The organism is Arcanobacterium pinnipediorum, from assembly GCF_023973165.1.
In the GTDB taxonomy this organism is placed as follows: domain Bacteria; phylum Actinomycetota; class Actinomycetes; order Actinomycetales; family Actinomycetaceae; genus Arcanobacterium; species Arcanobacterium pinnipediorum.
The window spans coordinates 492,938-506,068 of the sequence record NZ_CP099547.1 but is presented as its reverse complement, the minus strand read 5'-3'; the positions used below and the strand labels follow the sequence as shown (position 1 = coordinate 506,068).

Annotated in this window: 10 protein-coding genes, 4 tRNA genes and 1 pseudogene; 5 read left to right on the top strand and 10 right to left on the bottom strand. The window is 49.7% G+C overall.

All coding sequences use genetic code 11. The features are described 5' to 3' along the window. Window positions 1-35: 35 nt before the first annotated feature. From NG665_RS02145 to NG665_RS02135, 3 genes are all read right to left on the bottom strand, one after another. The gene (locus NG665_RS02145) at window positions 36-569 is read right to left on the bottom strand and encodes a single-stranded DNA-binding protein (protein WP_252673667.1); all 534 of its coding nucleotides are present in this window, start codon (window positions 567-569) and stop codon (window positions 36-38) included. A gap of 192 nt (window positions 570-761) precedes the next feature. After that, window positions 762-2,249 (bottom strand): GTP-binding protein, encoded by a 1,488-nt coding sequence (locus NG665_RS02140; protein ID WP_252673666.1) that lies wholly within the window; start codon window positions 2,247-2,249, stop codon window positions 762-764. Between the two features lie 31 nt (window positions 2,250-2,280). After that, entirely contained in the window at window positions 2,281-3,819 is a 1,539-nt protein-coding gene (locus NG665_RS02135; protein WP_252673665.1) for a GTPase, read from the bottom strand. Between the two features lie 222 nt (window positions 3,820-4,041). Between NG665_RS02135 and NG665_RS02130 the strand changes: the two genes are divergently transcribed. Together NG665_RS02130 and orn are read left to right on the top strand one after the other, a co-directional pair. Then, a tRNA-Arg gene (locus NG665_RS02130) sits at window positions 4,042-4,114 on the top strand. A gap of 137 nt (window positions 4,115-4,251) precedes the next feature. Further along, entirely contained in the window at window positions 4,252-4,854 is a 603-nt protein-coding gene (gene orn / locus NG665_RS02125; RefSeq protein ID WP_252674063.1) for an oligoribonuclease, read from the top strand. 867 nt (window positions 4,855-5,721) lie between these two features. Here orn and NG665_RS02120 read toward each other — a convergent pair. From NG665_RS02120 to NG665_RS02100, 5 genes and pseudogenes are all read right to left on the bottom strand, one after another. Then, the gene (locus NG665_RS02120) at window positions 5,722-5,904 is read right to left on the bottom strand and encodes a hypothetical protein (protein ID WP_252673664.1); all 183 of its coding nucleotides are present in this window, start codon (window positions 5,902-5,904) and stop codon (window positions 5,722-5,724) included. Between the two features lie 117 nt (window positions 5,905-6,021). Then, window positions 6,022-7,145 (bottom strand): annotated as a pseudogene (locus NG665_RS02115) (IS1249 family transposase). 200 nt (window positions 7,146-7,345) lie between these two features. Then, window positions 7,346-8,656, bottom strand: coding sequence for an ISL3 family transposase (locus NG665_RS02110; RefSeq protein ID WP_252672635.1), 1,311 nt, complete (start codon window positions 8,654-8,656; stop codon window positions 7,346-7,348). A gap of 127 nt (window positions 8,657-8,783) precedes the next feature. Continuing rightward, a tRNA-His gene (locus NG665_RS02105) sits at window positions 8,784-8,858 on the bottom strand. A gap of 76 nt (window positions 8,859-8,934) precedes the next feature. After that, the gene (locus NG665_RS02100) at window positions 8,935-9,864 is read right to left on the bottom strand and encodes an ATP-grasp domain-containing protein (RefSeq protein WP_252673663.1); all 930 of its coding nucleotides are present in this window, start codon (window positions 9,862-9,864) and stop codon (window positions 8,935-8,937) included. Between the two features lie 203 nt (window positions 9,865-10,067). On the opposite strand from NG665_RS02100, the gene NG665_RS02095 reads away from it, so the two are divergent. The 3 genes from NG665_RS02095 to NG665_RS02085 all read left to right on the top strand — a co-directional run bounded on the left by NG665_RS02095 (window position 10,068) and on the right by NG665_RS02085 (window position 11,021). After that, window positions 10,068-10,688, top strand: coding sequence for a hypothetical protein (locus NG665_RS02095; RefSeq protein ID WP_252673662.1), 621 nt, complete (start codon window positions 10,068-10,070; stop codon window positions 10,686-10,688). Window positions 10,689-10,814: 126 nt separating this feature from the next. Continuing rightward, window positions 10,815-10,887: transfer RNA gene (locus NG665_RS02090), tRNA-Lys, on the top strand. A 61-nt stretch (window positions 10,888-10,948) separates the two neighbouring features. Next, a tRNA-Lys gene (locus tag NG665_RS02085) sits at window positions 10,949-11,021 on the top strand. Window positions 11,022-11,073: 52 nt separating this feature from the next. Here the strand turns inward: NG665_RS02085 and NG665_RS02080 are convergent. After that, a complete protein-coding gene (locus NG665_RS02080) occupies window positions 11,074-12,390 on the bottom strand; it encodes an ABC transporter permease (RefSeq protein ID WP_252673661.1) in 1,317 nt (438 codons plus the stop codon). Then, a complete protein-coding gene (locus NG665_RS02075) occupies window positions 12,387-13,124 on the bottom strand; it encodes an ABC transporter ATP-binding protein (protein WP_252673660.1) in 738 nt (245 codons plus the stop codon). The genes NG665_RS02080 and NG665_RS02075 overlap by 4 nt, the downstream gene beginning before the upstream one ends. Between the last annotated feature and the right edge of the window lie 7 nt (window positions 13,125-13,131).

The window sequence follows — 13,131 nt, the reverse complement described above, 5'->3', positions numbered from 1 at the left end:
GTGGGTTGAAGCTCAACCACAACAACACTATGAGGTTAAGACATCACCTTATCCAAAACACCAGCCGGATCATGGCTTTCCTCAGTCACTATCTGCGAGTCATTAAACTGCTCATCGATCTCATCATTAACTGGACCATGAGATAGCTGAGGTTCTCCAGCTACTGGCTGGAGAGGAACCGCAGAAGTCTTTTGGAAAACAGCACTCCCGGTCGAAAGTTCGATTCCGCAACTATCGGCAATGATAATGTTTTCTGACCGTAGCGCACCGGTTTTATCTTCATAGTGGCGCACAACTAGGCGGCCACGCACGATAACTGGACTGCCCTTAGTCACGCTCAGGGCAACATTTCCAGCCAAGGCACCATATGTGCGTACCGAATACCATGCAGTAGGGCCATCTTTATATTCTTGTTCTGCACGCGAATAATACCGCGAGGTAACCCCCACCCGAATAACAGTAGTTTTCGTTTCAAAGACTTCACCGGTATCGCGATCAGTTGAATTGGTAAAAACAGTGGGGTTTCCTCCAGCATATCCCTTGATAGTTACATAGGTTTCGTTTGACATGGCATTCTCCTTTAACATAGCCAGTAATAGGGTCACGACTATTGTTAAAAATTACTCAAACCCTTAGCTGAAGAATGCCTAAGGCTGTGTATAACGCAAGTAACTCGCACAAAATCTGTGCGAGTTACTTGCGTTATAGTTGCTCAAATTTTAAGTCCCACCGACCAACTGCTCGAATAGCGACTTTTAGGTCTATTCTTGGACTTTATCGGCCTCATCAGCAAAAGTTTCGAGTGCTTGTCGAGTGATCCGATGCTTATCTAACACCGCCGCCGGACCGTTGACCATCGTCTCATCGAAAACGTCACGAACTGCCGCCAGTGCCGTCTGCTCGTATTCTCGGGCACGTGCAATACCTTGGCGCCGCAACAAATACATAGCTAAGAAATACAACGCTCCAGCGATGACCAATCCCGCAACGCCAATCCCTACGCGCCATCCCACAGCGGAAAACGGCAACCCCAGCACAGCTGAAGTTATCCCCAAAATGGCGCACAAAATCCCAACAAAAACCATTGCCCATGATCCGGCGCGGCGAATTTTAGGGAGTGGGATTGAACGCAAGGCAGTGCCAACCGAATTGCGTAGTCGTTCCGAACTCCCCACCTCGGTAATAACAGCTTGTTGCCAAATCTCTGGCAAGCCTTGCTTTAAGAATCCCATCCAACTATCGCGAATAGCCATCGCCATAGAATTCCCGAGCTTTTCTGGACGAACCAAAGCCGTTGCGCGAAGAGATTGTCCGGCATTTCGTAACGATTCGCTCGCCGCCCCAACACCACTTGCTTGCGCGATACGGGCGACGACGTCGTCGTGCACACTTCCAGAAATATCAGCTTCGCTAGAACCAACGTTAAACCGTAGCCGACGCCCAATAGCATCAAGTTCTGCCGCTGCAGTCACCGCCGCTACCGATGGACGATCACTAGCCTGGCCAATGGCCTGAATCAAGCGGTCCACACCTTCCCCAGTCAATGCAGAAGTAGCAATCACTGGCACATCTGCCAACCCATCGCGAGTGAGCAAACCACGCAGATCATCTAACAGGATCTCGCGCTGGGATTGACGAATAGTATCAATCTGGTTAAGCGCCACTACCATAACATCAGAGCGTTGCGTGAGCTTTTCCAAATATGTAGCATGCAGGACTTGGTCGGCATATTTTTGCGGATCGAGAACCCAAATCAAAATATCGACCATGGGCAATAATCGTTCAACTTCAAGAGAATGGTTAACTGCTACCGAGTCGTGATCTGGTAGATCGATGAGAATAAGGTGATCGAAAGCTTCCTTGCCAGCATTGAGCTCAGAATTATGTTCGATTCTGCGATCGTAATCAATAGCTAGATAATCCAAAAGAGCAGTAGCATCAACACCATAGGTACATGCTGCAGGACGCTCAGTCATCGGGCGAATATCTCCCGAGTCTGCAAAATCTAAACCAGTAATCGCGTTGAACAACGAGGATTTGCCCGAGCCGGTACCCCCAACAAGAGCAACCACCGTGGTGTCTATCCCAAGATGCATCCGTTCTTGAGTATTGCGCAGATCGTCTTGGGCGCGAGCTGAAACGTAAGGGTCAAAATATTGTCCACCAGCTGCTACCGCCTGCTGCAAATTTTTTAATCGCGTGGCGATGGCTTGTGCACTTTGAGAACGCGCTGTCATATTGTCAACCATAGTTGTTCATTAATCCTTGAATCTCATGACTTTAGGTATGTGCGATATATTCAGTGGCTCGTAGTCGTAACTGGGTGCTGTCACTGACTGAGACTTCGTCTGCCACTTCAACATAGGTGTGGGTCAGATCTGAGAGGGCTTGCTCGAGGCGTTCAACCAGTGCTTGGCGAGCCTGGGCAACATAGGATTCGATACCGGTGTTGCGTGCCACTGAGACTGCTCCCGAAATACCGCCAGCCGCACAGCCCAAAAGTGAGGCAACACCAGCAGAAGACAGCCAAGGATGGTCGTGTACCTGTTTGGCTATCGCTATAAGATCTTGCTTCCATCCCACGGCATGCTTTTCAATGATAGCGTCGATATCGAGGCGCTCAGCTACTGCATTACGCAATTTAGTGGTGTTAACGACGTCGTTCTTCCAGGCTTCGTCTGCACGCGTACGGGCAGTGATGAGCGCTTGGGATAGTGCTACTTTGACTGCCGCATATAAGATGTCAAAGGTTGCCGTGACTGCGTTATCGCGGACGGTCACTTTGCGGTCGTAAAACCGCGGGGTTGCCCGGGAGACCATAGCCGATAGAACACCACCAGTTGAGGCGAATGAGAGCCATGACGCAGTTGGCGCTCCTTGGCCAAATCGACCATGGCGAATATTTGTTCGTAGCTTGTCAAGGGGAGTTTCGCTGCTTTCAAGCGCTTTGTCTTTAAGGTCTTGCAAGGCGTGCTCTTGGGCTTCTAAAGCATCTGCCAGATGGGAAAGTTCTTCACGCAAGGCCGGCAATGTGGCACGGGTTGTTCGGTCGATAAGTGACTGCCCCATCTTCGTCGCCGAAATCATATCTAGCCATGAGCGGATTTCACGGATCTCACTTTCGGGCAAAAGCCCGTCGTGCGCTCCTTGATCTGGGATGACGAATAGCGGCGCATCTTCCAAACCGAGCTCAACCATCCGTGAGGCGAGGTCAGTTCGCACATTGTGTAACGAGTGCTGTGGCACTCGGTCTAAAACAACAGCACAGGTCACGCCGCGCTGGTGGGCGCGTTGGAGTGTATTCCACGATACGGCATCCCCGTAGCGCGCTGCGGTGGTGACAAACACCCACAGGTCAGCAGCATCGAGTAGGCGCGCTGATAGTTCTCGGTTGGTATCGTCTACGGAGTCTAAGTCTGGAGCATCCACGACGACGACGCCGGGAATCGCAGATTTAACATAGACACTTTGCCCCATCTCTAACAAAACATGGTTTTCCATGGCTTGCGAATCTTCAGGATGCATAACAAAGACTGGGGTGCGCGTTGTAGGGCGTAGAACAGAGGCTTGAGTCACCTCAGCGCGAACGATTGAGTTAACTAAAGTGGATTTTCCAGCCCCCGACGAACCTCCGAACACAATAGTTGTAGGAATGTTTGAGGCTTGGATGTGTGGCAAAATTCGCGATTCCAACTGGGTTATCAAGTGTTTGCGCGATTCTTCTAGCGCAATTGAGCCAGGCATTTCCAGTGGCAAACTTGCCGCACGCAAGGAGTCAAGCGTGCGATCAACAAGATCGATCAAATTGTTATTGGGCATTGAGCTAGAATTCACCTTCCCATTACAGCGCATTTTTCATCATTTTGGTATGAAGACACGATAATAAGTTGTTATTTGTGACAGTCGCAATTGATTTTTGCCCACACCTGTTATCGTAGCTACCACTATGGGTGGGAAATACTGCTTCTTATCTGGTGTGACGCTGTTAAAGTTGCCTAAGTAAACCATTTGAGCTCTCGTGGTGTAAAATCCTTTGCGTATGCCTCGATAGCTCAATGGATAGAGCAACAGACTTCTAATCTGTAGGTTGCGGGTTCGAGTCCCGCTCGGGGTGCTCAGTGGCAATCCACGTTTCTTCTTGCCTACCGTAGAAGCGTTTTCGCCTCCCGATTCATAAGCCAAACTTGGTATCCTGAACAAGTGAGTAATTTTTCTGCGCAAAATACGCCGATCGTCTGGATCGACTGTGAAATGACTGGCCTAGATTTAGAACGCGATGCGCTGGTCGAGATCGCTATCGTCGTCACTGATCCTGATCTTAATCCGCTCGATAACGGTTTAGATATTGTAATTAAGCCACCCGAAGATGCTGTTGCAAATATGGATGATTTTGTTCGCAATATGCACACCACCACTGGCTTGATCTCTCGTTGGGATGAGGGTGTATCACTAGAGGAAGCCCAAGCCCAATGCTTGGCCTACATCAAGCGTTTTGTTCCTGATGCCCGCAAGGCTCCGCTTGGCGGGAATTCAGTGGGCACCGACAAGGCATTTCTCAGCCGTGACATGCCAGATCTCACTGAGCATCTGCATTACCGTATTGTTGATGTTTCTTCGATTAAAGAGCTTGCAAAGCGATGGTTTCCGCGAGTTTATTTTGCTGCACCAGAAAAAACTGGGAACCATCAGGCGCTTGGAGATATCTACGATTCTATCGATGAGCTACGCTACTATCGCGCTGTCTTGTGGCCTGAAGGCGATGGGCCAACTAGCGAGGAAGCAAAAGCCAAAGCTGAGTTGATAACGAGTGATTTGACAATAGACCGGGCCCAGCGGGCACATCAGGCGCTGTAGCTGTCAGCCTCAATACATCCATCAGGTCGGACCCGTCTCTATGGGTTCGGCCTGATTTTTGTTTGACTCTTTGCATTTTGATGGGGTTAGGGAAGATATTGTTACGGAGTCACCTGTTGGGTGTGCAGGCGTAACGCATGTGCAGGTGTGATCACCTGGCATCAGCCGTGTTAGACCAGCATCGCGCCGTAGCGTAGGGCACGACATAGTGATGCGCAGGTATGGTAGTTCCCAGACTCTGGGGTTATGGTGTTTTACCTAGATTCTCATTTCTGATCCAAGTGTGGACTCCCCTTGGAGTGGAACACAGCCTCAGCCGACATCTCTCCAGCGTTTTCACTCTGTGGACTCCCCTTGGAGTGGAACACAATCTACTTTGACTGGGACACAATCTACTCGTTGGGCCTTTCCTCCCCTTCTCATCTCGAGACTTCTCTTCCAAACAGCATTCATCCTGCCTGCCATCTCACAACAATCTACATAAACAGCCACTATAGGCCAAACAAACTCGGTTTTATTCTGAAATGTCGGGTTTTCAAGGCTGGTGATGAGGTTGGCCTGTTGCAAAACCGGGGTATTTGGGGCGATGTCCTCTTATACGGGGACATCGCCCCAAATACCCCGGTTTCGGCACAACTTACAGTCTTATCCAGGCCAAAGCCAAGCCGGATAATAGATGAAATGGGGTGTGGAAGGATTGGCCGGTGGTTGAATCGGGATTTGGCGGGATCGGCCGGTGGTTGTGTTGAGGTTTGTTGTTAAAACTGGCATAACGGCCCGTTCACCAAGTATGAGATAGCTACTTCAACATCACGTCCCGCTATGGCGAGCATACTTCCTAGCTAGTGGCCACAGTATTTCCCCGAATCACGCGGCAACAATATCACCGTCGTGGATCTCGTCAATTACCGGGCTAAGCGGCCAAATAGACCATAAATCTTTACACCGCCAGCGTTGCTGCCCCACTCGTCCAACCATGACGAATCGTTTTACTGCCGCATATATGGGACTATAGGACAAAATGTGTTGTTGGGGGTTAGTAGGTTTCATGCCAGGTTGCTCCGTGGTGGAGGTCGGTCCAGTTGACCGCGGTCCCGCAGCGTTCGATCTGGGCTTGTGGTGCAGCAGGTCATTTTCGGCTTATAGGCCAAAATGTGTTGCTGGGGGTTAGTAGGTTTCGTGCCAGGTTGTTCTGTGGTGGAAGTTGAGTCCAGTTGACCGCTGTTCCCAAGCGTTCGATCTGGGCTTGTGCGCTGGCTTGATGGCTGGCTTGTTCGAACAGGTCAATGATTTGTTCGTCAGTGATCACTGTTTGTAGGATGCGTGCTGGTGTTGCGGGTAATTCAGTATGCAAGTAGCACCACCACAACACGGTTTTCACTTGACGATCAAGGCTCATTCCCCGGTGAACACGTAACAGTGACCGTAGCTGGGCGTTAATCCCACCCTCGATATGATTCGACGTCGATGCAATAGGATCACCATCGATGTGGAGTGCGGGGTCAAGATAGGTAAACAAGGTACCTTTCTTCACCAGGGTGTTTAACGAGTTCTTAGCCTGAACCAACCGGGCATGAGTGGGAACCCAGCTGCCATGTGGTAGCCGGGTTTGTTGAGCTAAAAACGTGTGATACGTGGTGTTCCAGTTTGAGAGTTGGCTCATCCATTCCACTACCCTGATCAAAGCTTGTGATATGTAGTAATGCTTTTCCCAGAGCATATAGGTCAACACCTGCCTGGGTGTAAGGACGGGTCGTGGTCTTGCGTTTGACCATGCTAAAGGCATGGAAAACACAGCGTTGAATTCGCGTACCAGGCCAGGTGGTCTTTACCGCGCTAGCTATTCCTTGCCCGCCATCACACACCACAACATCTGGGGGCGCGATCCGAGACATTAACGCCTGCCAGGCACGCATTGTTTCTCCTTTAGCCACATACCAGCCAAGGACATGGGTTTTCGTGCACGCTATCAACACCACGAGTGTGCGAGAAAGATAGATGCCATCAATAAACACCACATGATGGACCTCATCAACAACAGGACTGACCGGCCATAGGTGCCAAAAACGCTCGTTACGTCGTCGTAGCGTGCGTGCTTTTACCCCGTGATCAGCCAACGTGTATTTACCAGTAACAAAGTCTAAAAACGCTGTGAAATGACGAACGCGAACATCATAAGAACGACTCTGGGTAGACGAACAAGGCTTACACCACAAACGCTGCCGGCCAGCACTTGTCTTACCGTGTTTGATCATGACATTGCCACACATTTTGCATCGAGGATATTTCATTCCTCAATCCATACCGAATTCAACACCAACTTTCGGGCAACACACCAAGTAAAAACCACGTTTCCAGCAACACGAAATGGCCAACCACGAATTCGAGTCAAACCCAAATCAAAACCGACTATTACCTGCTACATCAACGAAAAGTAGCCCGAAAAACAACACGATCTGGCCTATAAGCGGCTCTTCGGATTTTGGCGGGGTTAGGGGAAGATTGTGTTGAGGAGTCGCCAGTTGGGTTTGCCTGCGTAGAGGAGGCATCTGATGCGGTAGTTGGTGAAGTTGGTAAATCCGTAGCCGATTCTTTTGATGCGTTTGATGAGGTTGTTCATGGCTTCGGTGATCGAGTTCGATAGGCGGGCGTGGTGGTAGGCCAGGATCTGGTGATACCAGTTTTTAAGTGTTCGGCTAAGTTGTTGGATTTCTTGGGGCATGAAGTCCTGGCTGGTGTGGTTGATGAGTTGATCAAGCATGGTTTGAGCGGTGGTGATGTTGTCTTGAGCGTAGAAATTTCGGAGGCGTTCTTTGACACGGTAAGCGATAGCGACTTCACCATGAGGGTCTCCTAAGCGTAAAAGTGATTCGATCCGATGTTGTGTTTTATCGGTGAGTTTTTCTTGTCCGTAGACAAGTTGGCGTCTTATACGGTAGAGCGGGTCGGTTTTTCGTCCGCGGTGTCCAAGTGTTTGTTGTTGAACACGCCGGCGTACACGATCAAGGGCTCGGTTAGCTAATGTGATGACGTGGAAGTGGTCAGCGACTTGGGTAGCGTGTGGTGTGACCACGTTGAAAACAGCCCGGTAGGCCGGGCTCATATCGAGTGTGGCATAGCTGATTCCTTGTTTCCAATAGGTAGGGAAGCGGTGAAGGAAACGGGCAACCTCAACATAGTTACGGCTTGGAATAATATCAATGATCTGGTGGTTGGCTACATCGCATAGCGTGGTCACATATTGGGTAGGGCGTTTGTTCAAACGAACGAAACTTGTCTCGTCAAGACCGATTGCAGGAGTTTGAGATAAACGTTTACGATCAGCATCAAGTAAGGCCTGCCCGTAGACGGTCACGGTATGGTTAATCGTGTGCCAATCACAGCCCAGCTCGGCAGCGACTTCACTTATTGTCCGTCCCATTCCTACTTGCCTGGTCGCCCATTTAGCTGCCCTGGTCGTTAACCGACAGTGTCTACTAGCAATGCGTTTGTCCTGGCTTGTCCATGACCCCATATCGCATTGATGGTTAGGACAATACCAGCGGTGTTTACGCCAGATCAAACCCATGGGGCGTCCGTAAACGGGCAGATCGATATAAGGAACTCGTGGCCTATCCTTGACTCGTGCCCGTACCTTGCATCGAGGACACACCACGGTGTTAAGATCTTGCTCGATCTCGATTGACTGGTGTGGTCCGTGACGATGATAAGCCACAGGCACAACATCTTTTAAACTCAGCAAACGAGCCACGATTACGTTAGGATCAGAACTGGTGAAGATAGTTTCAGGTTTTTTGCTCACACTCTAAGCATGAACTATCTTCACCACTTTCACATCCCCTAACCCCGCCAAAATCCGAAGAGCCCTATAAGCCTCATTTTCCTGTTATAAACGAAAAAGATCGTTGGGAATCCAACGATCTTTTTCTTGGGGTGGCTGACGGGGCTTGAACCCGCGACCCCCTGGACCACAACCAGGTGCTCTACCACTGAGCTACAGCCACCAAAGTTGCACTGCAACGAAGAAAAACTATACCGAGTTTCTCGCGTATAAGCTAACTATACTGTACGTGATTAGAGTCACCAATCGACGCGCATCTGGATAGCATCGGCGAACATATTGAGATTTTCCTCGTTTTGGCTCAAATAGAGCGAGCCGTCAATCAACGAAATTTCAACAACATAAAACTCTTCGGGAGAGTTTTGATCACCGCGCACAATATCAACGCGGTTAAAGAGCAGAAGTTCATCTTTGCCGTTGACGTCTTTAATGTGACTATGCAAAGCTTTGCGGATACGTTCGCCCCAGCGCCAAGTTTCTTCAGTCGCGTTTGAGGCATGAGCTACTTCTTCAATAACTCCCTCATGTCCAACACTGCGGAAACGCGGATGGAGCATTGCTTCTTTCTCAACTTGATATGACGGCAAACCATTGAGATAGACCAAAGACGTTTCACCTTGGCTATCAATTTCTTCCAAATAACGCTGCACCATCACGGTTCGCCCCCGGGAAAGCTCGTACATGGCATGCTCAACAGCTTCGCCGCGCTGCTTAGCATCTATGGCAGAGTAGCGTCCACTGCCTCGACCACCGGAGGCAACAGCAGGCTTGACCACAAAATCGCCAAAGGCAGGGAAACGCGAATGAATCTGCTGTTTCGATAAGCCCTGCGAAGGCTCTAGCCACGTCGTAGGGATCATCGGCAAACCGTATTTTTCTAGGGTTTGCAAGTAGTGTTTATCTGAATTCCACGCGATCGTAGACGCTGAATTCAACACTCGCGGTAACGACGCCGCCCAGTCAAGGAACTTTTGCCGATCACGGGCATAGTCACGCACCGAACGGATAATAACCGTTCCAGCCTGACTCCAATCAACACTAGGGTCATCCCACACTGCTATTCGGGGTTCAAGCCCACGTTCTCGCAATGCATCGGGGAGATTTTGCTCGTCCGCATCCAAATGTGGAAGATCAGCTGATGTTGCTAGAGTCACGACTGGTGCAGACACACTTACCGCCTTTTCATTCACTTCTACGTTCTAACGCCATTTGATGGGCGATGGCTATACGATCCACAAAACGCGAATCAAACTCAGTCTATCTGGTTGTGCTCAACTTCGCCTTACCATATGCCTAGTTAGCAGATTTTTGCGTCACTTCAGGGTAGGCTAGTTGCCTATATTCAACAGATTTATGCAGTTAAGGAGTTGTTATGAACTGGTGGGAAATAATTGGCTGGACCGGATCAGTGTTAGTAGTTGTATCGCTCATGATCCCCAGCGTACGCCGCTTTAGAATTTTGAACTTAACGGGATCGTTAATCGCCACAATTTACAATATCTACTTCGGAATCTGGCCTTATGCCGCCATGAACGGTGTAATTGTTGGCATAGACGCCTACTGGCTGATTCGCCTTTCGCAACGAAAGACGACGCCACCTCGCGGCTATGCCGTGGTAAATGCTCAAGCCTCCGACCCCCTCGTTGAACATTTCTTATCCCGTCACCTACTCGATATTCAAACCAACTACCCGCATTTCTCACGACCAGACTTAGATTCAGCACACATTCAGCTCATTATTCACGAAGATGAAATTGTTGGAATTTTTGCGATGACGACGGCGGACTCCACCGCCACAATCATCGCTGATTACGTCACCGCCCGATTCCGCGATTTAGGACCAGGGAAATTTGTGTATGCGCAAACGGATTTCTTTACCCAGCTAGGAATCGGCGAACTTCGTATTCCGTTGCAGGCAACGGCTGATCCTGACTATTTCACTAAGCAAGGATTCCAACGTGCACACACCGACCTCACCCGTGCTCTTAGCTAAGTTCTACGGAATTTCTCCTTATCCCCGCAGAACAATCAGCCGTTAAAGGGTGCCTGTGATCACATAGTAATTACCGCTAAAAATTTGCTCTGCAAAACATCGGTGCGATACAGTATTAGCTGTTGCGCACCGCTAGCTCAACTGGCAGAGCATCTGACTCTTAATCAGAGGGTTCTGGGTTCAAGTCCCAGGCGGTGTACGAATAAAATCCCTAGATTCGTCTAGGGATTTTAATTCTCAAGAACATTGTTCTTAGATGAGCACCGCTAGCTCAACTGGCAGAGCATCTGACTCTTAATCAGAGGGTTCTGGGTTCAAGTCCCAGGCGGTGTACAACAATGCTAGGGGTGGTTCGGATGATTCCGAACCACCCCTAACGTTTCTATTAGAATCGAATCGCATCAATAGGGCGCATCTTTACCGCAATAGTTGCTGGAATAATTCCACATAACGCGCCAACTGTAGCCGAGATACCTACTCCAATCAGTGCAGCAGACATCGGGTATGCAACAGTAGCGGCGATATCGGAAAACTCTGCGAGTAAAAATCCACTCACATTCAGCGTGGGCAAGATTCGGATCGTTATCACTGATAGCGCCACCCCTACAAACCCGGCAGCCGTAGTTGCAACTACTGATTCGAGGAAAACTGCGAAAAATACTCGTCGTGCCGAGGCTCCCACTGCTCGTCGAATACCGATCTCACGTACCCGGTTCTTCACAGTTACGATACTCATCGTCAAAAGTCCCAACGCACCAAGCAAAATCACGATACCGCCGATTCCGGCAACAATTGCTTGCATCAGATTGCCCTGCTGTTGGCTTTGTTGGGCGTATCCCTCATCCCAATAAGCCATAACCTCATAGCCTTCACCTAGGAAGGATCCAAGGACGGATTGCGCAACGATCTTAGCTTGTTCTTCTTCTCCGCTTGGCGGCAAAAAGAGAAATGATGGAAGCTGTGACTGCGCCGTGTCCGGGAATACATAAGGTAGGGCTTGGGCTGGAACGTAGAGCATGGCACCTTCGAAGACGTTAGTATTTTTTATCACACCAACAACAGTAACCGAACGGTTATGGTTGGCATCTAGCCAAAGTCTGGGGTAGGTCGCCAGCGCCGGACTGCCCATAGCCGCCCATGTTGATTCATTGACCACAACCGGATTCATTTGCAACTGACCATCATGAGTATCCATAAATCTGCCCTCAACGAGTTTATGGGCGTGTAACGAAAAGTAACTCGGATCAACCGCAATTGCCGAAGGGTGTTCGGCTGGGCACGAGCCACCATATTGTGGCGGGCACGGATCAAAATCCGGGGCATCTAAAAACGGAATAGAAAACTCTAGTTTAGTCGTCCATATAGTTATTCCGAGTTTTTCTACTGTTTGAAGAACGGATTGCCGAAATTCCTCGAAATGTATGCTGCCTTGCTCAGGATTAACCGATGCAGCGAAAGGATCAACTCCACTGGCCCCATTTTCTGCCCGCACATTGGCAATAACTGTGATCGTACCGGGCTGACCATTCCAATGCGCAATCACTCGTTGCTGGGCTTCATTCAAAATCGTGCCCAGAGCGATAACCGTTGCCATCGCCCACACCGCAGCGCCAACACCAATCAGCGACAAAATAACGCGCGCCCGATTGATTTTTACTTCTTCCCATGCCTCGATAATGGCTCCGATAAAATTGTGAATCATCGAGTGCTCACCTCGCTGGGTTCTGCTTCGCCCCTATTAACGGAAAGCGGATCGACGTCGTGAAGTGGCGTTAAGACTCCATCTGCAATTCGGTACACTGTTTGGGCACGCTGGGCAATATTCATATCGTGACTAATAACAATCAGCGCAGCGTTGTTCTCGCGTGCTGCCTCTTCAAGCACTTCCATCACATGCGTTCCGGTATCTGGATCCAAAGCACCTGTTGGCTCATCAGCCAAGATCAAGCGCGGCCCGCGCACCAAGGCGCGCGCAATCGCAACTCGTTGCTGTTCGCCGCCCGAAAGCTGGCTCGGAAACGCATCCAATCGGTCACCTAAACCAACCGAATGTAAAATCCGGGCAGCTTTTTCGTGCCGCTGATAAAGATCTAAGCCAGAATTGTAAAACAACGGGATCTCGACGTTGTTTAACACTGTTCGCGAAGAAAAAAGATTGAATTGCTGAAAGACGAATCCTACCGATCCACCGCGTAACCGCGAGCGCTGAGCATCAGAAAGCCCAACAACGTCAGCCCCATCCCAGGTATATGTTCCGGCATTTGGTTGATCTAGCAACCCGATAATGTTGAGCAACGTAGATTTTCCAGTACCCGAATGCCCCACGATCGAGATATGTTCTCCGCCAGCCACATCACAATCTACTCCACGTAAAATATGGAGGTCTTGGCCATTAGGCAAAGTAACACTTCGAGTAATATTGCGTAACCTCAGCATCTATTAC

What these genes read in the sequence shown, in the direction of transcription:
- NG665_RS02080 (WP_252673661.1), bottom strand. Translation starts at nt 12,390, where the DNA reads ATGATTCACAATTTTATCGGAGCCATTATCGAGGCATGGGAAGAAGTA.
- NG665_RS02075 (WP_252673660.1), bottom strand. Translation starts at nt 13,124, where the DNA reads ATGCTGAGGTTACGCAATATTACTCGAAGTGTTACTTTGCCTAATGGC.
- NG665_RS02095 (WP_252673662.1), top strand. Translation starts at nt 10,068, where the DNA reads ATGAACTGGTGGGAAATAATTGGCTGGACCGGATCAGTGTTAGTAGTT.
- NG665_RS02120 (WP_252673664.1), bottom strand. Translation starts at nt 5,904, where the DNA reads ATGAAACCTACTAACCCCCAACAACACATTTTGTCCTATAGTCCCATA.
- NG665_RS02135 (WP_252673665.1), bottom strand. Translation starts at nt 3,819, where the DNA reads ATGCCCAATAACAATTTGATCGATCTTGTTGATCGCACGCTTGACTCC.
- orn (WP_252674063.1), top strand. Translation starts at nt 4,252, where the DNA reads ATGACTGGCCTAGATTTAGAACGCGATGCGCTGGTCGAGATCGCTATC.
- NG665_RS02140 (WP_252673666.1), bottom strand. Translation starts at nt 2,249, where the DNA reads ATGGTTGACAATATGACAGCGCGTTCTCAAAGTGCACAAGCCATCGCC.
- NG665_RS02145 (WP_252673667.1), bottom strand. Translation starts at nt 569, where the DNA reads ATGTCAAACGAAACCTATGTAACTATCAAGGGATATGCTGGAGGAAAC.